The 23,294-nt window shown below is 34.0% G+C and carries 23 protein-coding genes and 1 tRNA gene; 16 read left to right on the top strand and 8 right to left on the bottom strand.

Annotation, left to right across the window (positions count from 1 at the left end; genetic code table 11):
- Positions 1 to 2 precede the first annotated feature (2 nt).
- From gldK to GQ40_RS00450, 5 genes are all read left to right on the top strand, one after another.
- Positions 3 to 1,373, top strand: coding sequence for a gliding motility lipoprotein GldK (gldK, locus tag GQ40_RS00430; protein ID WP_047544762.1), 1,371 nt, complete (start codon positions 3 to 5; stop codon positions 1,371 to 1,373).
- A gap of 77 nt (positions 1,374 to 1,450) precedes the next feature.
- Complete coding sequence (gene gldL, locus GQ40_RS00435) at positions 1,451 to 2,086, top strand: gliding motility protein GldL (RefSeq protein ID WP_047544765.1); 636 nt, start codon at positions 1,451 to 1,453, stop codon at positions 2,084 to 2,086.
- 52 nt (positions 2,087 to 2,138) lie between these two features.
- Entirely contained in the window at positions 2,139 to 3,704 is a 1,566-nt protein-coding gene (gene gldM / locus GQ40_RS00440) for a gliding motility protein GldM (protein ID WP_047544766.1), read from the top strand.
- Between the two features lie 37 nt (positions 3,705 to 3,741).
- Positions 3,742 to 4,641 (top strand): gliding motility protein GldN, encoded by a 900-nt coding sequence (gene gldN / locus GQ40_RS00445; protein ID WP_047544768.1) that lies wholly within the window; start codon positions 3,742 to 3,744, stop codon positions 4,639 to 4,641.
- 153 nt (positions 4,642 to 4,794) lie between these two features.
- On the top strand, positions 4,795 to 5,841 hold the full coding sequence (locus GQ40_RS00450; protein WP_047544770.1) for an NAD(P)/FAD-dependent oxidoreductase: 1,047 nt from the start codon (positions 4,795 to 4,797) through the stop codon (positions 5,839 to 5,841).
- Positions 5,842 to 5,883: 42 nt separating this feature from the next.
- Here the strand turns inward: GQ40_RS00450 and GQ40_RS00455 are convergent, their stop codons facing one another.
- Positions 5,884 to 6,267, bottom strand: a complete 384-nt coding sequence (locus tag GQ40_RS00455; RefSeq protein WP_047544772.1) for a DUF983 domain-containing protein — start codon at positions 6,265 to 6,267, stop codon at positions 5,884 to 5,886.
- Positions 6,268 to 6,376: 109 nt separating this feature from the next.
- On the opposite strand from GQ40_RS00455, the gene GQ40_RS00460 reads away from it, so the two are divergent.
- The 11 genes from GQ40_RS00460 to GQ40_RS00515 all read left to right on the top strand — a co-directional run bounded on the left by GQ40_RS00460 (position 6,377) and on the right by GQ40_RS00515 (position 19,523).
- Positions 6,377 to 8,284 carry an ABC-F family ATP-binding cassette domain-containing protein gene (locus GQ40_RS00460; RefSeq protein WP_047551209.1) on the top strand — a complete coding sequence of 636 codons (1,908 nt, stop codon included), beginning with the start codon at positions 6,377 to 6,379 and terminating at the stop codon, positions 8,282 to 8,284.
- A gap of 125 nt (positions 8,285 to 8,409) precedes the next feature.
- Positions 8,410 to 9,552 (top strand): efflux RND transporter periplasmic adaptor subunit, encoded by a 1,143-nt coding sequence (locus tag GQ40_RS00465; RefSeq protein ID WP_047551212.1) that lies wholly within the window; start codon positions 8,410 to 8,412, stop codon positions 9,550 to 9,552.
- A 1-nt stretch (position 9,553) separates the two neighbouring features.
- A complete protein-coding gene (locus GQ40_RS00470; protein ID WP_047544773.1) occupies positions 9,554 to 12,748 on the top strand; it encodes an efflux RND transporter permease subunit in 3,195 nt (1,064 codons plus the stop codon).
- On the top strand, positions 12,735 to 14,069 hold the full coding sequence (locus GQ40_RS00475; protein ID WP_047544776.1) for a TolC family protein: 1,335 nt from the start codon (positions 12,735 to 12,737) through the stop codon (positions 14,067 to 14,069). The genes GQ40_RS00470 and GQ40_RS00475 overlap by 14 nt, the downstream gene beginning before the upstream one ends.
- Before the next feature lie 19 nt (positions 14,070 to 14,088).
- A complete protein-coding gene (locus GQ40_RS00480; RefSeq protein ID WP_047544778.1) occupies positions 14,089 to 14,271 on the top strand; it encodes a CPXCG motif-containing cysteine-rich protein in 183 nt (60 codons plus the stop codon).
- A gap of 141 nt (positions 14,272 to 14,412) precedes the next feature.
- Entirely contained in the window at positions 14,413 to 15,324 is a 912-nt protein-coding gene (locus tag GQ40_RS00485; protein ID WP_047544780.1) for a hypothetical protein, read from the top strand.
- A gap of 271 nt (positions 15,325 to 15,595) precedes the next feature.
- Positions 15,596 to 15,668: transfer RNA gene (locus GQ40_RS00490), tRNA-Met, on the top strand.
- A 235-nt stretch (positions 15,669 to 15,903) separates the two neighbouring features.
- The gene (locus GQ40_RS00495; protein WP_197052639.1) at positions 15,904 to 17,046 is read left to right on the top strand and encodes a tyrosine-type recombinase/integrase; all 1,143 of its coding nucleotides are present in this window, start codon (positions 15,904 to 15,906) and stop codon (positions 17,044 to 17,046) included.
- 159 nt (positions 17,047 to 17,205) lie between these two features.
- Entirely contained in the window at positions 17,206 to 17,730 is a 525-nt protein-coding gene (locus GQ40_RS00500; protein WP_156115484.1) for a hypothetical protein, read from the top strand.
- Between the two features lie 18 nt (positions 17,731 to 17,748).
- Positions 17,749 to 18,294 (top strand): hypothetical protein, encoded by a 546-nt coding sequence (locus tag GQ40_RS00505; protein ID WP_047544786.1) that lies wholly within the window; start codon positions 17,749 to 17,751, stop codon positions 18,292 to 18,294.
- 821 nt (positions 18,295 to 19,115) lie between these two features.
- Positions 19,116 to 19,523, top strand: a complete 408-nt coding sequence (locus GQ40_RS00515) for a DUF4345 domain-containing protein (protein WP_047544791.1) — start codon at positions 19,116 to 19,118, stop codon at positions 19,521 to 19,523.
- A 14-nt stretch (positions 19,524 to 19,537) separates the two neighbouring features.
- On the opposite strand, the gene GQ40_RS00520 is transcribed toward GQ40_RS00515, so the two are convergent.
- The 7 genes from GQ40_RS00520 to GQ40_RS00550 all read right to left on the bottom strand — a co-directional run bounded on the left by GQ40_RS00520 (position 19,538) and on the right by GQ40_RS00550 (position 23,219).
- Positions 19,538 to 20,125 carry a Crp/Fnr family transcriptional regulator gene (locus GQ40_RS00520; protein WP_047544793.1) on the bottom strand — a complete coding sequence of 196 codons (588 nt, stop codon included), beginning with the start codon at positions 20,123 to 20,125 and terminating at the stop codon, positions 19,538 to 19,540.
- 209 nt (positions 20,126 to 20,334) lie between these two features.
- A complete protein-coding gene (locus GQ40_RS00525) occupies positions 20,335 to 20,763 on the bottom strand; it encodes a DUF1801 domain-containing protein (RefSeq protein ID WP_047544795.1) in 429 nt (142 codons plus the stop codon).
- Positions 20,756 to 21,229, bottom strand: a complete 474-nt coding sequence (locus GQ40_RS00530) for a GyrI-like domain-containing protein (protein ID WP_047544797.1) — start codon at positions 21,227 to 21,229, stop codon at positions 20,756 to 20,758. Before GQ40_RS00530 ends, GQ40_RS00525 begins: the two co-directional genes overlap by 8 nt.
- Before the next feature lie 3 nt (positions 21,230 to 21,232).
- Complete coding sequence (locus GQ40_RS00535) at positions 21,233 to 21,994, bottom strand: helix-turn-helix transcriptional regulator (RefSeq protein WP_047551215.1); 762 nt, start codon at positions 21,992 to 21,994, stop codon at positions 21,233 to 21,235.
- 48 nt (positions 21,995 to 22,042) lie between these two features.
- The gene (locus GQ40_RS00540; protein WP_047544799.1) at positions 22,043 to 22,405 is read right to left on the bottom strand and encodes a DoxX family protein; all 363 of its coding nucleotides are present in this window, start codon (positions 22,403 to 22,405) and stop codon (positions 22,043 to 22,045) included.
- 5 nt (positions 22,406 to 22,410) lie between these two features.
- On the bottom strand, positions 22,411 to 22,863 hold the full coding sequence (locus GQ40_RS00545) for an SRPBCC domain-containing protein (RefSeq protein WP_047544801.1): 453 nt from the start codon (positions 22,861 to 22,863) through the stop codon (positions 22,411 to 22,413).
- Positions 22,860 to 23,219, bottom strand: a complete 360-nt coding sequence (locus GQ40_RS00550; RefSeq protein WP_316931480.1) for a metalloregulator ArsR/SmtB family transcription factor — start codon at positions 23,217 to 23,219, stop codon at positions 22,860 to 22,862. The genes GQ40_RS00545 and GQ40_RS00550 overlap by 4 nt, the downstream gene beginning before the upstream one ends.
- Positions 23,220 to 23,294 lie beyond the last annotated feature (75 nt).

Raw genomic sequence — 23,294 nt, forward strand, 5'->3', positions numbered from 1 at the left:
CTATGAATATTAAGAAGTTTGCTTTATTAACAGCTGTTTTAGCCCTAATGGTCAGTTGTAACTCTGGTGACAGAGGACAACTTGTTGGAGTTAAAGGAAAGAAGTGGCATCCAGAAAAACCTTACGGGATGACGCTTGTACCAGGTGGTGCATTTATAATGGGTAAATCTGACGATGATTTAGCAGGAGTTGAAGATGCTCCAACTAGAACTGTAACCGTTAGAGCCTTTTACATGGATGAGACCGAAATCACTAATAGTGAATACCGTCAATTTGTAGAATGGGTAAGAGATTCTACTATTAGAACCAAATTAGCAATTCTTGCTGATGAAATTGGTGAAGCTCCAGGTAATGGAGGAATTGGAGAGTTTGCATTTAGAGGTGCAGATCCTGAAGAGATGACTGTATATGAAAAATATATGGACAATAACTATAGTGGGTTAGGTCCTACAGGTTATGAAGGGAAAAAACTTAACAAAGACGTAGATTTGATTTTTGATACTGCAGATTATCCAGATGAGTATTACGCTGAGGTTATGGATACCATGTATCTTCCAATCGAAGAGTCATACAATGGTCAACGTACGTGGGATGTGAATAAATTTAAGTTCCAGTATAAATATATGGACATTCAAAAAGCTGCTAAAAACAGAAATTTAAGTCGTAAAGACGTTATAATTACTGATGAAGTAACTGTATATCCTGATACTACAGCTTGGATAAGAGATTTCTCTTATTCATATAACGAGCCAATGCATAATGATTATTTTTGGCATGATGCTTATGGAGATTATCCAGTAGTTGGTGTATCTTGGAAACAAGCTAAGGCATTTTGTCAATGGAGAACATTGTATCACAATGCGTATAGAAAATCTAAAGGACAACACAATATAAATTCATATAGATTACCCTCTGAGGCAGAATGGGAATATGCTGCAAGAGGTGGTTTGCAAGGTGCAACATATCCTTGGGGTGGACCATACGCTAAAAATGATAGAGGTTGTTTTATGGCGAACTTTAAGCCATTACGAGGTGACTATGCAGCAGATCAAGCTTTATACACTGTAGAAGCTGATGCTTATGAGCCAAACGATTTCAATCTTTACAATATGGCTGGTAATGTTTCAGAATGGGTACAAGGGTCTTACGACGCTGCATCTTATGAATACATGGCATCATTTAACCCTAATGTTAACAATCCAGACAATGAGCGTAAAGTAGTTCGTGGAGGTTCTTGGAAAGACGTTGCATACTTCTTACAAGTAAGTTCTAGGGATTATGAATATGCAGATTCTGCAAGAAGCTACATTGGCTTTAGAACTGTCCAGGACTATATGGGAACTGAGGTGACTAAAAACTCAGCAACAAACTAAAATTAAATCATTAACTAAAACTAAATATTAATCTAATTAAGTTAAAAAACTAACTTAAATCAAAAAAAACTAAAATTATGGCACAGAAAGGAAAAATCACAATCGCTAATATGGTCTACGGGCTAGGAGCTGCAATCGTAATACTTGGAGCTTTATTTAAAATTCAACATTGGCCAGGAGGTTCGTTGATTTTAACTATTGGGATGATTGTTGAGGCCTTGGTATTTACATATTCTGCATTTGAGAGACAACAATCAGATTTAGATTGGTCTTTAGTATATCCAGAGTTAGCAGGAGGAGCAACAACTACTAGAAAAGCGTTAAAAGAAGAGCCTAAAGATGCTGAAGGCTTATTATCAAAAAAATTAGACAATTTATTGAAGGAAGCTAAGATTGATGGTGAATTAATGGCAAGCTTAGGATCTAGCATTAAAAACTTTGAAGGTGCTGCAAAAGGAATTAGCCCAACGGTTGATGCTATGGCTTCTCAAAAGAAGTACAGCGAAGAAATGTCTTTAGCTGCTGCACAAATGGAATCTTTAAACAGTTTGTACAAAGTACAAATGGATGCTGCTAATCGTCAGGCTGCAATTAATGAAGAGTCTGTTGTAAATGCTGAAAAATTAAAAGAACAAATGAAATCATTAGCATCTAACTTATCATCATTAAATGGTGTTTATGGAGGAATGTTATCTGCAATGAACAAAAACTAATTAGTTTTTAAACTATAATTAATTTATTAACAACTAAAAAAAACTAATTAACATGGCAGGAGGAAAATTATCTGCAAGGCAGAAAATGATTAACTTAATGTACTTGGTCTTCATTGCAATGATGGCTATGAACATGTCGAAAGAAGTATTATCTGCTTTCGGTTTAATGGAAGCTAAATTTGCAAGGGCAAATGTGGTTACATCTGATATGAACGAAAAGTTACTCGCTAACTTAGAAGTTAAAGCAGAAGAAAAACCAGCTGAGTTTGCAACAGCTGCAAATAAAGCAAAAGAAATAAGCACTGCATCTGATGAATTCTACAAATACATAGAGAGTTTAAAAGTTGAACTTTTAAAGAAAGGTGATTATCAAATTGATCCAAAGACAGGGAAACTTCCTTTTGAGGCAATGGATAAAACCGATATTCTTGATGAAATGTGGTTTACAGGTGATAGATTAACCAAAGAAGGTGAGGCTGTAATGGCTAGAATTAATGCCTATAAAACTAGGGTTAAAGAAATCATTGGTAACGATGTGAAGTACAACAAAGCTATTGAAAACTTTGAAAATAGATTTAGTACTGCTCCAGAAGAAAATAAAGATGGAAAGAAAATAGACTGGTTAGATTATCATTTTAAAGGATTTCCAGCAATTGCTTCTTATACTAAATTAACAGCATTACAAAATGACGTTAAGGTAACTGAGGCGAATATGTTTAACGTATTTCTTGGTAACACTTTAGATGAAGCTGTTTCTCTTAAAAATTATACTGCAATTGTAATTGCTGATAAATCTGCATTTTTTGCAGGAGAGAAATTTCAAGGAAAAGTTGTTTTAGGAAAATATGCTAACGTAACACCTACAGGATTAAGTATTGGAGGTCAGTCTGTTGATCTTGAAAATGCTATTGATTCTACTGGTGCTGCACGTCTTGATTTTAATGTTGGTAGCGTTGGAGAACAAAAAATCGACGGTACGTTTACATTTTTGGAAGACGGTAAGCCTTTAGAAATTCCTATTACTGGAAATTATGTAGTTGTACCTCGTCCAAATTCTGCTACAATTTCAGCAGATAAAATGAACGTTGTTTATCGTGGAGTTACTAACCCAATGACAATTTCCTTTGCAGGTGTTCCTGATAATAAAGTAGCAGCTTCTGGTGCTGGTTTAAGTAAAGGTTCTGGTATGGGTAAATATAATATGGTTCCTACATCAGGTAGAGAAGTAGCAATTAATGTTACTGCGACTTTAGACGATGGTACCAAAGTTAGTGATAAAGCGATCTTCAGAATTAAAGATATTCCTAAGCCTTCAGGTCAAATTGCAGGTCAAATAGGTACAGCTAGTTTACCTAGAAACAATGTGGAGATTGGTACAATCAATGCAGTTCTAGAAGATTTCGATTTCGATTTGCCTCTAACCGTAACTGGATTTAAGATGAAAGTAGAAGGTAAGCCATCGGTAACTGTTTCTGGAAATAAGTTAAGTGGTGCTGCAAAATCAGCTCTTAGAAGTGCTCCTCGTGGATCACAAGTTCAAATTTTTGATATCAAATCAAGAAGTAATGGACCAGCTATTAAACCAGCTACACCGCTTGTTATTGAGTTGACCAACTAATCAACCTTTAATAATAACCCAAATTAAAATTAAAAAGATGAATTATAAATTTTTATTATCAATCATTGCCACAGTTTTTGTAACATCCAGTATGTGTTCTCAGGCAAATATTTTAAATGCCAAAAAGCCTACAGAGGTTGGTGTTAAAACAGAAGCGCAACTAGCATTAGATTCTGATAAACCATTAGAATATGGTTATGTTGATGATAGAGACATTCTGTTCTCTAAAATGACTTGGGAAAAAGTGGTTTTAGATGAGCGTGTGAATTTTCCATTATACTTTCCTGTAGATACCAATAATATTGGTAGAGAAAGAAGATCTCTTTATCATACATTGATTAAAGCGGTTAAAGATGGAAAGATAGAAAACGTTTATAATGATTCTTATTTTTCTCAAAAGAGAACCATGAAGGAACTTAAGGACATCACAACTAAAGTAGACACTTTAGATATTGGTTATGATCAATTAAATGCTGATGGTTATGTAGATCCTGAATATATCACAACAACAAATATTGAAGCTTACCATATTAGTGCTTATTTAGTTAAAGGATTATGGTATTTTGACAAACGTCACGGAGAATTAAAGTATAGAATATTGGGACTTGCACCTGCAGCTCCAGATGTTAACTTTTTGGATTCTGAAGACGAGGCTCAAAAAATGCCAAATGCTTTATTTTGGGTGTTCTATCCAGAAGTTAGAGAAGTACTCCACGAAGCAAAAGCGTTTAATAACAAAAACAGTGCAATGCCATTGACTTTTGATCACTTATTAAACTCAAGACGTTTTAATGGTTATATGTACAAAGAAGAAAATGTGTATGGTGATAGAGAAGTTAAAGAGTATATTGCAGATAATGCACTTATGCAACTTTTAGAGTCAGATCGTATTAAGGACAAGATTCGTAACTTCGAGCAAGACATGTGGAATTACTAAGAGAATAATAAATGATATCAAAACGCTCACTTTTAAAGTGGGCGTTTTTTTTGTTTTATACCTTCGGAAATTAAAAACTTTTAAGACCAGTCAATCCATTGTCAAAAGATCTTCTTTACATTTGCAACCAGAATAAAAAAAAAACAAAAGATTGTGAAACAAGTAGATTACATCATCGTTGGTAGTGGATTAGCAGGAATAGCTTTTTCCGAAAAATTGAGAACTGCCAATAAAAGTTTTGTAGTTTATGATAATCAATCACAAAAATCTTCTGTGGTTGCAGCAGGATTATACAACCCAGTTATTCTAAAGCGATTTACAAAGGTCTGGAAAGCAAAAGAACAACTAGATCTAGCTTTACCAAAATATAAAATACTTGAGCAACTACTAAACGTCAAATTAGATTATCAGTTACCGGTTTACAGACGGTTTACTTCCGTAGAAGAACAAAACGAATGGTTCATAGCATCAGATAAGCCAGTTTTAGAAACATTTTTATCGACTAAGCTGGTCAAGAATACAAATGATAATATCAATGCGTTACTTGGCTTTGGAGAAGTCTTGCATTCTGGTAGGATTGATACCGCACAATTGATAAAATCTTACAAGGCGTATCTTAATGAAAGCAATCTTCTGTTGGAAGAGGACTTTATCCATGAGGATTTAATTTTTGAGTCAGACTATATTCAGTATAAAAATATAAAAGCAAATTATATCGTTTTTGCTGAAGGTTTCGGGATCAATAAAAATCCGTTCTTTAAAAACCTGCCTTTAAACGGAACAAAAGGTGAAATGCTAACAATCAAAGCTCCAGATTTAAAAATGGATTTCATAATGAAGTCTTCCGTATTTATAGTTCCTTTGGGTAATCAGCTATTTTGGATTGGTGCAACTTACGAACGAGATGACAAAACACATGACATTACAGAAAGGGCAAAAGAAGAATTGACAGATAAATTAAAAACTATTCTCAAATGTGATTTCGAAATCGTTAAACAAGTTGCAGGTATAAGGCCAACTACAAAAGACAGACGACCATTAGTTGGATCTCATCCAAATCATAAAAATGTGTTTTTGCTTAATGGATTAGGGACAAGAGGCGTTATGATTTCTCCTTACGTGGCAGAGCAGCTATTCAACCATATCGAAAAAGGAGAATTGTTAGATCCCGAGATAGATATCAAAAGAGTCAAGAAGTGATCAATACAGGCTCAATTCCGAAGAAAAAGATACAAGACAAAATTATTTTTTAGCAACGTTCTTATCGTAACTAACAAACATATTGATCCAGATATTTCTAGAAAGTCTCATGATCACTGGTCCAAAGACAACCAAAGTGATTACAATTGCAATGAATGACGTTAATAGAGAGGTTTCAAAGCCCAAATAAGTAATTAAAAAAGCAGCAACCGCAAAAGCGATACCAACGCCATAGCTTACATACATTGATCCATAAAAAAATGAAGGTTCAAGTCTGTACTGCAAGCCACAAAGAGAGCAATTATCATTGATATCTAAGACATCTCTCAAAACATATGGATTTTTTGTTTTATACATCGATTCTTGGTGACATCTTGGACATGCTCCTGTAATAATGCTGTAAATTGTTGTGCCTTTTAACATGATATAAATTTGTTTACTTTTGTCGTCTTTATAGACGTTAAAATTAATTTAATTGTTGATCATCTAGAAAGTAATTACAATGTTTATTGTAATTCTAATATTAGAAAAAACTATGCTTAATATTCATAATCTTTCCATATCATTTCAAGGCGAATTTTTATTCGAGGACATCACATTTAAACTCAGTCCTGGTGACCGTATTGGCTTGATTGGTAAAAATGGAGCAGGTAAATCTACGATGCTCAAAATTTTGTCTAAAGAACTCGAACCAGATTCTGGACAAATTGCTGCAGATAAAAACTTGAGTTTCGGGTTTTTAAAGCAGGATATTGATTTCATCTTCGGAAAAACGGTTCTCGAGGAATCCTATGAGGCATTCAAGGAAATAAAAGATTTGGAGTCTCAAATGGAAGATGTTAATATCCAACTCGCAGAACGAACCGATTATGAAAGTGAAGGTTATAATCAATTAATGATTGACCTTAATGACATTCAACATAAATACGAAATCATTGGAGGATACAGTTATCAAGGCGAAACCGAAAAAATATTACAAGGTTTAGGTTTTAAACGAGAAGATTTTGATAAGTTAACAGATACATTTTCTGGAGGTTGGAGAATGCGTATTGAGCTTGCAAAATTATTATTGCAGAATAATGATATTTTATTGCTCGATGAGCCAACAAACCATTTGGATATAGAATCTATTATTTGGTTGGAAAACTTTTTGAAAGGCTATTCTGGGGCTGTTGTTATCGTGTCTCACGATAAAATGTTTTTAGACAATGTGACCAATCGTACTATTGAAATTTCCCTCGGAAGAATTTACGATTATCCAAAACCATACACCAAATTTTTAGTCTTGCGTAACGAGATCAAAGCACAGCAATTAGCGTCTCAAAAAAACCAGCAAAAGCAAATAGAGCAAACCGAGAAACTTATTGAAAAGTTTAGGGCCAAAGCCAGTAAGGCAACAATGGCACAATCTCTTATAAAAAAGCTGGACAGGATGGACCGCATTGAGGTTGACGAAGATGACAATAGCGTAATGAACTTAAATTTCCCCGTATCAATCACTCCAGGAAAAGTGGTGATAGAGGCAGAAAATATATCTAAAAGTTACGATGATAACCATGTGCTCTCAAATATTAGCATGCTTATTGAACGTGATAGTAAGACTGCATTTGTTGGTCAAAACGGACAAGGTAAATCCACTCTTGCAAAAATTATCGTTGGAGAACTTAAGCATAAAGGTGATTTAAAACTAGGGCACAATGTGCAAATTGGATATTTTGCCCAAAACCAAGCAGAGTATCTCGATGGTACCAAAACAGTACTTGATACAATGATCGATGCTGCCAATGAAAAAAACAGAAGTAAAGTTAGAGATATTTTAGGATCTTTTTTGTTTAGAGGCGACGAGGTAGAAAAATATGTTCGTGTACTTTCTGGAGGAGAACGCAATAGATTGGCACTTGCAAAACTAATGCTCCAACCGCTTAACGTTTTGGTAATGGATGAGCCAACAAACCATTTAGATATAAAGTCTAAAAATGTGCTCAAAGAAGCTTTGAAACAATTTGAGGGAACATTAATTTTAGTATCTCACGATAGAGATTTCTTGCAAGGTTTGGTAAAAAACATCTATGAATTCAAAGATCAAAAAATCAAAGAATATTTAGGAGGTATTGAGTTCTATTTAGAACAACGTAATGTTGAAAACTTAAGGGAAGTAGAAAAAAGAACTGTAGTAAAAAACACACCTAAAGAAACCAACAAACAATCATACGAAGATCAAAAAAAACTCAAATCTCTCAATAACAAATTGAGTAATGTAGAGTCTAAAATTAGCCAGTTAGAAAAAGATATTAAAACAGATGATGTAGAATTGGCGACTAACTATGATGCTACTGTTTCCGATCAAAACTTTTTTGATCGATACCAAAAGAAAAAAGAAAAGCTTAAAAAATTAATGGCAGACTGGGAACATATTCAATACGAGTTAGAAGAATTATCCTAAACTCAAATTCCTTTTAAGTTTTTTTTAACTGCTAATCATTGTCAAAACGATATTTTTGTAGCTTATTCTTTGTTTTAAACCCTAATCAAGTTAAAAAACTAGAGCTAACCTTCAAACGTTATTCAATGAGAAAAATACTATTATTTGCAATTGGTGCTGTTATTATCTTGGCAGCGGTTTTTGGAGCCTATTTAATCGTTAAAAGTAATAAAAAGGTAAAGCCAGAAGTTGCAAAGGTCGTAAAGACGGTATTTGTTGATACGGTTAAAAACTCTACTGTACCTATCACTATACCTGCAAATGGTAATCTTGTTGCAAAAGATAGATTAGAACTTTATTCTGAAGTTCAAGGTGTATTCGAGAATTCTTCCGAAGATTTTAAAGCAGGACAACCGTATAAAAAAGGACAGTTGCTCATTCGTATAAATTCTAATGAATATTATGCATCAGTGCAATCTGCAAAGAGCGAGTTGTATAATTTAATCACATCGCTAATGCCAGATTTAAGATTGGATTATCCAGAAGCTTTTCCAATATGGGAAACCTATCTTCGGAAATTTGACATGAACAACAGTATCGCAGAATTACCAACATCTGATATTGAAAAAGTCAATTATTTCATTACCGGTCGAGGAGTGCAATCGGCCTACTACAACGTAAAAAACTTAGAACAGCGTCTTTCAAAATATAGAATGTATGCACCATATGATGGTATTTTAACAGAGGGTTTAGTGAATAAAGGCACTTTAGTTAGGCCTGGACAAAAGTTGGGTGAATTTATAGATACCTCTGTTTATGAGTTAGAGCTCGCTATAAGCAAAACCTTTAGCGACTTATTAAAAATTGGAGAAAACGTCACCTTGAATACTCTAGATAAACAGACCAATTATACAGGCACAGTCTCAAGAATCAATGGTCGTATTGATCAAGCCACCCAAACGGTAACTGTTTTTGTTGAAGTAAAAGGAAATGATTTAAAAGAAGGGATGTATTTAGAGGCGCAATTAGAGGCTAAAGAAATTCCTGATGCTTACAAACTATCACGAAAATTGTTGGTTGACCAATCTGAAATTTTCATTATAAAAGATAGTATTCTGGATATTATAAAAGTAGAACCTGTTTATTTTTCACCAAAGGATGTTGTTGTAAAAGGCATACCAGACAATACGGTTATTCTGTCAAAATCTGTTCCCGGTGCTTATGCAGGTATGTTGGTTAAGATAAATGAGGAGTCAAATACTTCCGAAGCAACAAATACAGAAGAATAACATGAGAAAAGTTATTGCGTATTTTATTAAATATGACGTTGCGGTAAACATAATTATTATCGCTTTTCTCATTTTTGGTGTTTTAGGAATGATGCGTCTTCAATCCTCGTTCTTTCCATTACAAGAGGCAGAAATTATCTCAATAAACATTTCGTATCCAGGTGCAGCGCCAGAAGAGATAGAAGAAGGTGTCGTGCTCAAAATAGAAGATAACCTTAAAGGTCTAATTGGTGTTGAGCGTGTGACTTCCACTTCACGAGAAAACGGAGGAAGCATAACCGTTGAGATTGAAAGTGACGAAGATATCGACGATATGGTGGCAGAGGTTAAAAACGCTGTAGATCGCGTACCCAATTTTCCTACCGGAATGGAGCCTTTGGTGGTTGCCAAACAAGAACGAATTAGACAAACAATCGATTTTTCTGTAAGCGGTGAAAATATTGAACTTGTAGCTTTAAAACAAATAGGGCGAAATATTGAAAATGACCTTCGTGCCATGGAAGGTATTTCGCAAATTAATATTACCGGTTACCCTGAAGAGGAAATAGAAATTGCGGTTCGGGAAAATGATTTGTTGGCTTATAATCTCACTTTTGCAGAGGTTGCAGCAGCAGTATCCCAAGCTAATATTTTAACCACAGGTGGAAATATTAAAACAGATGATGAAGATTATTTAATTAGAGCTAATAATAGATCCTATTATGGAGATGACCTAAATAACATATCGGTTAGGGCTCAAGATGATGGAACTATCGTGAGATTACAAGATGTTGCCACGGTAAGGGATCGTTTTTCAGAAACACCAAATGCCTCCTATTTTAATGGTAATGTTGCTGTTAATATAGAAATCACCAATACCAATAGTGAAGATCTTATTTCAACAGCAGATAAGGTCAATGAGTATATTGTTGAGTTTAACCAAAAATATACGGGAATTAAAATTGATGTGGTTAGTGATTCTTCAATTAGACTAAACGAAAGAACACAACTACTTTTAGAAAATGGAGCCATGGGAATTTTCTTGGTGCTCTTATTTTTATCTATATTCTTAAATACAAGATTGGCTTTTTGGGTGGCTTTCGGTTTACCGGTTGCTTTTTTGGGAATGTTTGTTTTTGCAGCACAATTTGGAGTTACTATTAACGTGTTATCTCTTTTTGGGATGATTATCGTTATTGGTATTTTGGTAGATGATGGTATTGTTATCGCAGAAAATATTTATCAACATTACGAGCAGGGCAAACCAAGAATACAAGCTGCCATAGATGGTACGATGGAGGTCTTGCCTGCAATTCTATCAGCGATTATAACAACAGTTTTAGCCTTTTCCACATTTCTGTTTTTAGAAGGTAGAATAGGTGATTTTTTTAGCGAAGTTTCGGTTGTGGTTATCTTAACTTTAATCGTTTCTTTAATAGAAGCTCTAATTATTTTACCAGCGCATATTGCACATTCTAAGGCTTTGGTAAATATGTCTTCGGAAGAAAAGGGAGAAAAAAAGGGAATAGCTAAAGTGTTTTTAAAGCTTCGTAAGATCAATGAATACGGAGATAGGTTCATGGTGTATTGTCGGGACAATCTATATAGTCCGGTTTTAAGATTTGCACTAAATCAACGTTTTATAACATTCGCTATATTACTAGCTTTGATGATTTTAACAGTAGGTGCAAATAAAGGCGGAGTAATAAAAACTGCATTCTTCCCGAGTATTGCAAGTGATCGGGTTAGTATCGACTTATTAATGCCAGAAGGAACCAACCCAAAAATTACAGATTCTATTATTTCCCTCGTAGAAGATGCAGCATGGCGTGTTAATGAGACGTTTTCAGAAAAACAATCTGGAAACAAGCAAGTGGTTGAAAATATCATAAAACGTGTTGGTCCAGGTAATAATAAAGCAAGTCTTAACGTCAATCTGTTGCCAGGAGAAGAGCGCGACTTTGGTTCTCCAGAAATTACAAACGCCATTAGGGATGAAGTTGGAAATGTTTACGGTGTAGAGCGATTGACTTTTGGTTCTGGTGGTAACTTTGGTGGCTCTCCAGTATCCATTTCGTTATTGGGAAATAATACCGATGAGCTTAAACTTGCCAAACAAGAGTTGAGGGAAACTTTAGATCAAAACTCATTATTGGCAGATATCACAGATACAGATCCAGAAGGGATTAAGGAAATCAATATAGAATTAAATGAAACTGCTTATGCACTGGGTTTAAACCTAAGAGAGGTGATGAGCCAAGTAAGGGCAGGTTTTTTTGGACTGCAAGCGCAACGTTTTCAAAGAGGACAAGACGAAATTAGAGTTTGGGTAAGATATGATAAAACCAACCGTACCTCGATTAATGATCTAGATGATATGCGTATCGTATCACCATTAGGACAACGAGTCCCATTTGGTGAAATTGCAACCTATACAATTAAAAGAGGAGATGAGAGTATCAGTCATTTAAATGGTCAGCGTGAAATTCAGGTAAATGCAGATTTAAAAGATCCTAACGGTAGCGCAGCAGAGATTCTACTAGATATCCAGAATACCGTAATGCCAGAAATTCTCTCAAAATATCCAACCGTAAGCGTCTCTTATGAAGGACAAAATCGTGAGGCAGGTAAATTGACAAAATCTGCAGAAACAACGGTACCTGTGGTTATATTTTTAATTTATGTAGTCATTGCATTTACTTTCCGAAGTTATAGTCAGCCTTTAATGTTGATTTTATTAATCCCGTTCAGTTTTATTGCTGTGGCTTGGGGACATTGGTTTCACGATTTTCCAATCAACATACTTTCTGCCTTAGGGATTATTGCCTTAATTGGGATTATGGTTAATGATGGGTTAGTTCTAATTGGTAAATTTAATGCCTATTTAAAATCGGGAATGAAGTTTGAGGAAGCGCTTTACGAATCTGGAAGAGCAAGATTTAGAGCTATTTTCTTAACATCATTAACAACAATAGCTGGTATTGCGCCACTATTATTAGAAAAAAGTAGGCAAGCACAATTTTTAAAACCAATGGCTATTTCTATTGCCTATGGGATTGGTATCGCTACGATTTTAACCTTGGTGATTTTACCTGTTTTATTATCTGCAGCAAACAGTTTTAAGACGAATAAAAAGTGGTTGATTACAGGAAATAGAATAGCAAAAGAAGATGTAGAACGCGCCATAAAAGAACAAAAAATTGATGAAGAACATTAAAAACTATAGGTCATACAATTTATTTTTTAGTTTATTTTTCTTCGGAATGCTCGCCAACGCACAACAACTTTTAACTACAGAGGAAGCAGTTGAGCTGGCTTTAGAGCATAACTACGGAATCAAAATTGCAAACAACACAACCGATGTTGCAGAGAATAATACAAGTATTCTAAACTCTGGTTACTTACCAACGCTCACAGGACTTGCAGGAGCCAGTATAGATGTCAACAACTCTGAAGGTCAATTGGCAAATGGAGAAACTAGAGTAGCTGAAGGCGCAGAGACAAGACGTTACAACGCATCTGTGAATTTGAATTATACACTTTTTGATGGGTTGGGTCGTTTGTACAATTATAAGCGCTTAAAAGAAGAGTATCAGTTGAGTGAACTAGAGGCTCGCGAAACGATTGAAACTACGATGTTGCAATTGTTTTCTGTATATTATACAGTTGCTCAACTTTCAGAAAATACAGATGCCTTGCGCGAAACCTTAATAATTTCAAAGAATAGATTAACTAGAGCAGGTTATCAATTTGACTATGGTCAAAATACTAAACTGGATGTTTTAAACGCAGAAGTAGATATTAACAACGATAGTATCAACTTGATAAATGCAAAGCAAGAGTTAATCAATACAAAGCGTGATTTAAATGTAATTTTGGGTAATCAAATTTCTGAAGAATACACTGTAGATACCAATTTGAATTTCTTATTGCAGTTAAATAAGGATGAACTTCTGGAACAAACTAAAAATAATAATGTGACGTTGCTACAGGCAGAACGAAACATTAATATTAGCCAATTTGATATTAAAACAAATAAAGCTCAATTTCTGCCAACTATTGGTTTGGTAGGGTCTTATGGTTGGAATGAATCTTCAAATAATAGTCCGTTAGCATTTACTTTGCAGAGTACAAACTCTGGGGTTTCTGCAGGTGTAAATTTGACTTGGAATCTTTTTGATGGAGGGAGTGCATTGACACAGGTCAAAAATTCTAAGATTATTTTAGAAAACCAAAAGCTTCAAAAAGAACAATTGGTTATTGATATTGAGCGTAATTTTAATAATGCCTGGGACGATTATCAAAATAAATTGGTCATCTTCCAGGTACAGGAAAACAATATTAGAACCTCTCAAAATAATTTTGAAAGAACTCAAGAAAAATTCAAAATAGGTCAAGTAACATCTATAGAATTTAGACAGGCACAACTTAATTTGCTAAATGCAGAGCTGAGTCGTAACCAAGCAAAATACGATGCCAAGTTATCTGAGTTAACCGTTCTTCAGCTAAGCGGAGAATTACTAAATGTAGAATTTTAAATTCCGAAGAAAAGTTAAGATGGAAGAGTATTTTTTTCAATGTCCGTATTGTTGGGAATCAATATCTATGCTTATTGATATTTCCCAATCCCATCAAAAATATATTGAAGATTGTGAGGTGTGCTGCAACCCGATACAAGTAGATATTTATACTGAAAATCAAGAGATAACAAGTTTTTCTGCAGAAAATATTGAACAATAGTTGTTTTTTAAATTACTGTATATCAGTTAATTAATATTTTTTCGATAAACGACACTGCACTTCATCGAAAATAATTGTCATATAACGTATATTCTCTTACATTCGTAATAGAAACACCTCCCTCAGCCCAATCTATCAAGTATGAAAACTATTAAATTAACATTCCTATTCTGTATTGTTACATTATTATCCTTTGGTAGTGTTTCGACAAAAGAGAAAGAAGCTTTAAAAGCCATATATTACTCAACAAACGGTTCTTTTTGGAGAACAACTTGGGATTTAAAAAAGCCTGTAAAAGAGTGGCATGGCGTTACAGTAAAGGGTGATAAGGTAATTGCGCTTAACTTAGAATTTAATAATCTAAGTGGCGTTTTACCGCAAGAGATAGGCGATTTAGTTCACTTGAGACATATCAACTTGTTTAGAAATAAAATTTCAGGAGGTATCCCATCAACAATAAAAAACTTACAATCACTATCCAGTTTAAATCTAGGTTTTAACATGCTTACCAATCCTTTACCAGAAGAGATAGGCGCTTTAAAATCATTAAGACATTTAAAACTATTCATGAATAATATTGAAGGTCAAATTCCTTCTTCAATTGGTGATTTGGCAAATTTAAATACATTAGAATTATATAATAATGAGTTGACAGGGGAACTTCCTAAGTCAATTGGAAATTTAAAGAACTTGAAAGAATTGCTATTGAGTAGCAACCAAATTTCTGGTAAATTGCCTTCGACGATTTCCGAAGCAAAAGGATTAAAAATCTTAAGTATTTTTGAAAATAATTTCTTCGGAACCTTGCCAAACTCCATTTGTGAATTAACGAACCTAGAAGAATTAATTATTTCAAACAATTCATTCTACGGAAATTTACCAAATCAAATGGCCAATCTTACAAACTTAAAAGTGCTGGTTTTAGGCAATAATGATTTTAAGGGAGAATTGGTTGAGCTTAGAAAACAACTCCCAGGTTTAAAGCAATTTGATTATGTTAACCTTTCAGGAAGAAGCGTCATTGCAACTTTAGATACTGAAGACGACGACTAGACAGTAATATAAATAACCTAATAAAGAAAGCTCTCAATATTAAAAAAATTGGGAGCTTTTTTATATAATAATATCTTTGGAATAAAATTGGGATTTCTTCCACTTGATCTTCATTTAATAAAGAAAAAGTAAAAATAGAAAATCATTTCAAATCTTCTCTAAATTTAATTGGTAATATCTAAAAAAGCTATTATATTTGCAGTCCCAAAATGATTGAGTCGGCATTATGAACCGAAAGTTAAAAGCTAAGAAAGTCATTTTTTGTTTAAATCGCGGGATAGAGCAGTAGGTAGCTCGTCGGGCTCATAACCCGAAGGTCACTGGTTCGAGTCCAGTTCCCGCTACTAGATGTAATTCGTTTAAAATCAATGGTTTTGTTTATTCAAAACCATTTTTTTTATGTTTAGTTTAAATTCCTATCTTGCAAATGAACACGGTAACGAACACATTCGAGAACACAGTTTGCAAAAAAAGAAAAATTTTTCAGCCCCAAAAATCTATATTGCCAATGGGAATTTAAATAAGCGTTGGCATGTCCATTACTCTTATCGAAATCCCGATACCGGAAGACTCCAGCGCATGAACAATATCTATGGAGGAGCCAATAGATATAACACAAAGGAAGACCGCCTCGCCATTTTAAACGTTTACAGGTCCAAACTTTTAAGTTTATTAAAAGAAGGTTTCAATCCCTTTGAAGATAACACAAAGCGATACAAGGAGCGTGAAGAGGGAAAGTCGAACAAAGGCCAGGATATCGGTTCTAAAACGTCTAAGAGACCAGTTGACCCTGAAACGGTAGATGGTTCTATGACGGTGACAATGCCCTATGATGAAGCGTTCAAGATAGGTTTAAAATATAAGGAAAAACTTATCAGTGACACTACCAGGCGGAGCTACGAGAATCGTTTGAAGAATTTTTTGGTGTGGATCGAGAAGAACCATCCCGAAGTGAAGGACATTACAGACATTGACAAAAAGATAGTAATTGATTTTTTGAACCATATCCTAGATAAGACCAGTCCCAGAAACCGTAATAATTACAGGACAGATTTAAGCAGTATCATGCAGGTATTGGAGGACAACGATATCATACAGTCTAATTATATAAAAAAAATACCTGTTCTAAAATCCGTACCGCAACGAAACAGAACGTACTCACAGGAAGAACAGAGAACTATTTTCGAACATCTAGAGAAAACGGACGAAACCTTATTGCTCTTTATAAAGTTCATCTCCTACAATTTTTTGAGACCCATAGAGGCCTGTAGATTGCGTGTGGGCGATTTGGACATCAAGAACAAGCGCATACAGTTCAAGGCAAAGAACAGTCCATTGAAAACGAAGATCATTCCCGATATTCTATTACAGGATCTCCCAGATCTTTCCAAGATGAACAAGGAGCACAGTTTTTTTACGCCAGATGGCATAGGTGGAGTATGGGATGCAGAGCTGAGCAATAAAAGGGACTACTTTTCCAAACGGTTCAAGCGGGTCGTCAAAGACCCATTTAATTTGGGAGCAGATTATGGCCTTTATAGCTTCAGGCATACATACATTACAAAATTATACAGGGAACTTGTAAAGGGCTCATCACCATTTGAGGCCAAGAGTAAACTGATGCAGATAACAGGACATTCTTCCATGAAGGCACTTGAAAAATACCTGCGTGATATTGATGCTGAGTTTCCTGATGATTATTCTGAATTAATAAAATCCTAAATCAATATATTGGAAAAGCCCTTAAAAGAAAAGCACGGTGAATTAATACATAAATTGTATAAGCCACTCATATTCTACCTACCTCGGAAGTTGTGGGCTGATCAGGATATCAAGTGGATGGACAAGGAATTCGATTCCGTTTTCGATACTGTCATCCTAATGCGTAAGAACGGGCATAATTATATACTTGATAACGGTGCATCAAGTTTTTATATGTTGGGCAAAACTGCATCCTTGGATGAGAACATCTATGAGCTACTGGATATGAAAGCTGGGCTAAGCCCTAAAGCTTTCCATTTTCTTTCAGAAAGATATTCCCTGAGCGTTGCATTTTACAGACATGTGTCCAATTGGATGGCAGAGCATGTCAAGGAGGATGTTTTCAATTGTAGTGAAGAGACCATAAGATCATTTGAGATCCAGAAAGCAGCGTTTGATAAGCATTGGGATTATATTCAAGAGCATTTCCCTGTTCCGGACCAAACAAAAAATTATTTTGATAACCCTCAATTAAACATAAAAAATATATTTGATATACCTGATTTTGTAACTGGTGACAAGTCACGGACAGAGCGTATATTCAAGAAGCTAGCTAAACCGAGAAGCAACGAAAAGAAAATACTCATTACAGGAGATGAGGCTGAGAGGTTCCTTCTAAAAACTGTGTTTAACTTACAATTATAGTGATCTAAATCGACATAAATGAATACTAAAAAATCAATCACGGATGAAGATACAACGCTTAACTTTAGAATACCGAAAGTATTAAAAGCGAAAATCATTGCCAAGGCTGAGAAAGAGAATGTGACCAGTTCCAAATATCTCCGCGATCTATTGGAAGCTGTCCACAATGGAAGTTATTGTAACCAAGATAAACTAAGATCGGAACGAGAAGACTTTTTGTTATCAAGGGAATTTTTGCAACTGATAGTCTGGATCTATAAAAAACGCGAAAATAGTAAGCGTGAAGTGGAAAAAAATAGTTTAGAACGTTATGTCAAAACATTAAAAAGAATTGATAAGTACCTTCCTGAAAATTTAGTGCGGGAATTTGATAAAGTTCTGAATAATTTGCTTTTTGTTAGAGTGGGGGTGGGTTATGATGGGGATCATTTTGAATTTCATAAGTCCTACAATAATGACAAAAAATTCAACTGCGATGAGTTGGAGAAATTTTTATTGAATGAAAACGTGTTGGAAGATTTTATTGAGAATGGAAAGAGTACAGATCTCGATTTTATAGTATGAAGTTATGCTTTTTTAAATAAGTTATATTGAAATTCATTTGTAATAATTTTTGTAATATATTTGTATCACAAAAATATCACATCAACAGTAAAAAATAAAATTAAGCTCATTTTGAGTACAGATGTTATCAAAAACACCCCTTTTTAGGGTATGGGATCAAGAAATACATCAGCAGGATAGAAAAATATATGTGATACAACCTAAAGTTGATCTAGTGATTTTTATTCCGAAGCCTTTTGTCTTTCTAAACTTTTTGATTTCATTTTGTACAATTAACTTTTATTTTAATATCTGGAGAAGGACAAACGAAATCATAACCAAGATTTCGATTCACCTTGGAATTTGTAAAGATCTATGAATGCACAAATTATTTGTGGTTACGAATTTCAAGGTTTTATTGCTATCTTTTTTGAACTTGATATTTGAACACTCATTAGTATGAACAATTTTCAATAAAATTTTCATGAAAATTAGTTTTTCAATTTTAATTATCTAAGAATCAAAAAAAAAAATCGAAATTTATAACTAGTTTTTATATTTCGAGCAACAGATTCCGCTGAAATTTATATAATTTATGTAGCCGTTATTCAGGACGGGTCATAATTAACTACAACGTTGTTGTATATGGTTTGTTGCGTGTTTCAAGCAACTAATTTAGTGAATAATTACCGACCAAGAAAGTCCGCAAGGACTTTCGCAAGTAGGCAAGAAGCTAGCAATAAATTATATACGGTGTTGTAGTGCGTTTTTAGCTTTCTTATCTTAAGTCAAGGTGATTTTTGTTTTCCGTAACGATATTTGCATAAATAAATAATTTAAAAATGGAAAAGAACATATTTATAAAAGTATTTTTAATAATCTCTGGAAGTATTGGGATTTGGATTGGATATTCTCTCTTATTTTCTCCAGTTACTTTTGAAGCGTCTGCAGGTATCAATCTCGGAAAGGACATTAATTTACTAAGCGAAATAAGGGCTCCAAATGGACTATTGCTAGTTAGTGGAATAATAATTATTTTAGGAGCCTTTTTTTCTAAATTGACAATTTATTCTATTCAATTATCTTGCTTAATCTATCTATCGTATGGATTGTCTCGTATAATTAGTATTATATTTGATGGCTTTCCAAGCGAACCACTTCAAATAGCTTTGTTTGTCGAACTTTTAGTTGGATTAATATGTCTGTTTGTTCTTTTACGATTTTACAAGAAAGAGATTAAACTGAGATAAGCGCATCATTGAATTTATTCGGATTTTTGCTTTGTTAAAATCCTTTTTCTTATTCTACTAAGTGATTCAGGAGTAACTCCAATATAACTCGCAATTAAATGCAAAGGAATTCTATTGAGAAGTTCAGGACGGTTTTTTAAAATTGTCTTGTATCTTTCTTCAGGACTATAATGGCTAAGTAATTCGATATGTTCTTGAGATTTGACATAATCGTTAGGCATTAAAGTGTTTATCAAGTTTTTAAGTTTTGGATATTTTTTATGTAATTCCTTTTCTGCTGTTCTAGTTCCTGTAGTTAAAATGGAGTTTTCAATTGTTGATAAATAATATTTTGAAGGTTTTTTTTCTAAATAACTGGAATATAGAACTGCAGCTTCTCCTTCACAAAAAAATGCTGTTGTCTTTTCTTCTCCGTTGACTATTTGATATTGTCGGAGACATCCCTCTATAACAAAAAAGCATTTAGTACAGATTTGACCTTTTCTTAAAATTGTAGTTCCTTTTTTGAAATTCTCCAATTGAGTGTTTTCCACAATAGCATTGATTTCCTCTTGGGTGAATTTGTCGAACTGTGAAATAAAATGAATTAAAGAGTCTTTCATATTTTTAGTTGTCCTTTCGATATATATTCTTGATTTGCAGAGAGCTTCTTCAAATGCACTACAACGGTTTTGTATAAGATTAGTGGCGTGTTTAAGCACCTAATTTAGTAAATAAACACCAGATAGAAAATCCGTGAGGATTTTCGTAAGTATGCGAGAACTAGCCATTAATTTTATACATTGTTAGCCACTGGCTTTTTATTCATTTCTCAAATTCCCAATGTAAACTGTTCCTTTACATTGTGATAAATCAAAGATGCTTTTATGCATTCTTTTAGTTCCAATTTAGGGATTTTTTGGTTTAACTGAAAAACGATTGCTCGTTTACCCTCAAATTGAAATTTGTGGTCAAAGACTAACCTGAAAGTATCAACCAATCTGCTTGTACATTGGAAATACATTGCATATTGGTCAGGTGTTTTTTCTTTCCAATCCATTCGCAAAGTGCTTCCGTTTTTGGTGACAAAACTGGGTTCTCCCCATTTCAAAGTTTCTTCCAAGACATTCACACCTTCGGTTTCTTCTGCTGTTTCTATTACCAACTCCCGAAGACGTTGCAATTTATTCCGAACAAAGTCGGGATAATTCGCAAAAACTTCATTTACTCTTGGGTCTGTCTTTAAGGTTAGTTTACCCATTCGTTTCTTGTTTTATACCTACATAGAAATCTACTTCCGCATCAGAAGGATTTTGTGTTTTTTCCCCGAAAATCTCAAAATCGGTATCATAGGTTCTGTCTAATTCCATCTCAAATATTTTAGACCATTGGTTAACGACCAAACCTTGCATTAAGTCTCCTTTTGCAGTTGTCTTGGTGTATGTTCCTCCACTAAATGATTTACCAACCATTCCGTTGGGAATATTGTCCAAATTTTCAACTTTGCAACCAAGTATTGCTGTATACTGTTTTGTATGGTCACTTTCATAGTCCGTATAAAGTGAATAAATTTCATTATCAACTTTATTAGGGATTTTTGCCAAAATACTCTCGGACATAAACTTACCCCAAAGTTCTGCAATTTCTTTGCTTGCCTGTCCGTTCTCGTTTGTCGTTCTAATCGAGATTCCAATAATCTTAAATGGTCTAATTCTTACTGTTTGCATTTTTTAAATTTTATGATTTAATGCAAAAGTAGATTCACCTTGTGCCAAAGGTGTGTCAGGGGTGTCCTTGTATTTTTCAATACATTTTTCAAAGTATTCTTGTAAAGTCATTTTATGAGGTTCAAAATGACTACCCAAGATTTCTATTTTTTCGATACAATCAAGACGAAACGCTCTAAAGTCATTTCTTAATTTACAAAAGGCGATAAGTATCCAATTGTCCTGTGTAGTGTAAAGTGCAAACGGTTCGATTTCTCTTTGACTTTGTTTGTTTTCCAATGACAGGTAATCAATTTTTATCGTTTGATAGTTTGATATAGCCGATTGAACTTGTATCAGATATTTGCTTGTTTTTTCATTCTCACGATTATTGCGTACCTGTATTTTGTTAGTCAGCAATTCTGCTTTTTCTTTTTGAGCGTAGTTTAAGACTGACTTTATTTTTGTTACAGCACTTTCGTATTGTTCGGTTAAAGATTGGTCTTTATTCTTTCTGATTAGTTGTTCTGCTGTTATTAAGGCGTTCGCTTCGCCTTGGGTAAACATAACTGGCGGAAGTTTATAACCTTCCATAATGGAATAACCTTTTCCTTCTTCCGTCACGATTGGAATTCCCGACTTCTCAAGAGTTCGGATGTCCCGATAAACCGTTCTGATACTTACATTATATTTTTCGGCAATATCCTTTGCGGTTACAATTCTTTTCGATTGTAATTGGGTTAGGATTGCTGTCAATCTTGCAAGTCTGGGTTTTTCTTTGTCCATTCGTTTTTTCAGTTTTTGGCTAAACATTGTTAGCAATATTTATTCTATTTACTTTTCAGTTTTTATCTTCCAAAGAATGAATGAAGTTAGTAGTAAAATCAAAGCAATAGGAGGCGAAAAGTAATCTGGAACTGGAGCATTTAATTCTGCTAAAAAAGCCAATAAGAAAAGAAAGAAAAAACCGCTATAAGCCCATTCTTTCAAAATTTCAGATTTATTTGACCATATGGCGATTAATCCTAAAGTTTTTGCCGTCATTAATGGAAATATCAAATAAATAGGAAAACCTAACTCTGAAAACCTTTTTGAAAATTCAGGATTGAATACACTATTTCCAATAGTTACCAACAACATTAGTGTAAGTAAACTGGTTGAAATTAAGTAAGAGGTTTTTTTAGTCCTTGATTTCATTTCTGTTAATTCAATGTTTCTAAAAGCTTTTTTAATCTATCCATAGCTGAACCCCAACCGTTATAGAATCCCATTTCTTCTTGTTGTTTACAATATTCAGGTGTTGCGTGAATAACACTAAAAGTAAACTTGGTTTTATCTCCATTTGCTTCAAAGTAGGTTTGTAGTTCTACATTTTCGGTCATAGGTTTAAAGTCCGCAGAAGTAACTATTTTCTTAAATTCTTGAATTTCTTTATATGTGCCTTCCGATATAAATTCAATTCCGTCTGGCATTGGCATTGAATATTTCCATTTTCCTCCGACTTTAAAATCGTGCTGAATTACTTTGATTTCCATTCCATTTGGAGCCCACCATTTTAAAATGTGTTCAGATTGTGTCCAAGCATCCCAAACCAATTGTACAGGTGCATTAAATGTTTTCTCTATTGTTAGAGTTCTGTTTGCTAAATCGCTCATTTTTTATCTTTTTTTGTTTGTATTTGATTAATGTAATTTTCAAAGGAGTCTATTCTGTCTTCCCACAATATATTGTACTGTTTTATCCACAAAAATGCAGGGATAAGTTTTTGTGCTTGAATTAAACAGATACGCTCTCTACCAATTTGGTTAAAATCGATTATTCCGCATTCGTTTAAAATTTTTAAATGTTTTGAAATTGCAGGTCTACTGATTTCAAACTTTTCTGCAACTTCATTTACGCTTAAAGTTTCAGTAGCTAGCAATTCAATAATATCTCGTCTAACTGGGTCCGCAATTGCTTGAAAAACATCTCTTCTCATAATAAGTGTAACTGTTCGGTTACAAATATAAATGTAATCATTCGGTTACACAAATATTTTTAAATCAATTTTAGAATTGGAGGAGAATTTGGTTTCAGCTTGTGGCTA

The sequence above is a fragment of the Psychroserpens sp. Hel_I_66 genome (genome assembly GCF_000799465.1).
Lineage (GTDB): Bacteria > Bacteroidota > Bacteroidia > Flavobacteriales > Flavobacteriaceae > Psychroserpens.

Coding starts and splice junctions, on each gene's coding strand:
- gldK (WP_047544762.1), top strand. CDS start 3: ATGAATATTAAGAAGTTTGCTTTATTAACAGCTGTTTTAGCCCTAATG.
- gldL (WP_047544765.1), top strand. CDS start 1,451: ATGGCACAGAAAGGAAAAATCACAATCGCTAATATGGTCTACGGGCTA.
- gldM (WP_047544766.1), top strand. CDS start 2,139: ATGGCAGGAGGAAAATTATCTGCAAGGCAGAAAATGATTAACTTAATG.
- gldN (WP_047544768.1), top strand. CDS start 3,742: ATGAATTATAAATTTTTATTATCAATCATTGCCACAGTTTTTGTAACA.
- GQ40_RS00460 (WP_047551209.1), top strand. CDS start 6,377: ATGCTTAATATTCATAATCTTTCCATATCATTTCAAGGCGAATTTTTA.
- GQ40_RS00465 (WP_047551212.1), top strand. CDS start 8,410: ATGAGAAAAATACTATTATTTGCAATTGGTGCTGTTATTATCTTGGCA.
- GQ40_RS00470 (WP_047544773.1), top strand. CDS start 9,554: ATGAGAAAAGTTATTGCGTATTTTATTAAATATGACGTTGCGGTAAAC.
- GQ40_RS00475 (WP_047544776.1), top strand. CDS start 12,735: ATGAAGAACATTAAAAACTATAGGTCATACAATTTATTTTTTAGTTTA.
- GQ40_RS00480 (WP_047544778.1), top strand. CDS start 14,089: ATGGAAGAGTATTTTTTTCAATGTCCGTATTGTTGGGAATCAATATCT.
- GQ40_RS00485 (WP_047544780.1), top strand. CDS start 14,413: ATGAAAACTATTAAATTAACATTCCTATTCTGTATTGTTACATTATTA.
- GQ40_RS00495 (WP_197052639.1), top strand. CDS start 15,904: ATGAACAATATCTATGGAGGAGCCAATAGATATAACACAAAGGAAGAC.
- GQ40_RS00500 (WP_156115484.1), top strand. CDS start 17,206: ATGCGTAAGAACGGGCATAATTATATACTTGATAACGGTGCATCAAGT.
- GQ40_RS00505 (WP_047544786.1), top strand. CDS start 17,749: ATGAATACTAAAAAATCAATCACGGATGAAGATACAACGCTTAACTTT.
- GQ40_RS00515 (WP_047544791.1), top strand. CDS start 19,116: ATGGAAAAGAACATATTTATAAAAGTATTTTTAATAATCTCTGGAAGT.
- GQ40_RS00520 (WP_047544793.1), bottom strand. CDS start 20,125: ATGAAAGACTCTTTAATTCATTTTATTTCACAGTTCGACAAATTCACC.
- GQ40_RS00525 (WP_047544795.1), bottom strand. CDS start 20,763: ATGGGTAAACTAACCTTAAAGACAGACCCAAGAGTAAATGAAGTTTTT.
- GQ40_RS00530 (WP_047544797.1), bottom strand. CDS start 21,229: ATGCAAACAGTAAGAATTAGACCATTTAAGATTATTGGAATCTCGATT.
- GQ40_RS00535 (WP_047551215.1), bottom strand. CDS start 21,994: ATGGACAAAGAAAAACCCAGACTTGCAAGATTGACAGCAATCCTAACC.
- GQ40_RS00540 (WP_047544799.1), bottom strand. CDS start 22,405: ATGAAATCAAGGACTAAAAAAACCTCTTACTTAATTTCAACCAGTTTA.
- GQ40_RS00545 (WP_047544801.1), bottom strand. CDS start 22,863: ATGAGCGATTTAGCAAACAGAACTCTAACAATAGAGAAAACATTTAAT.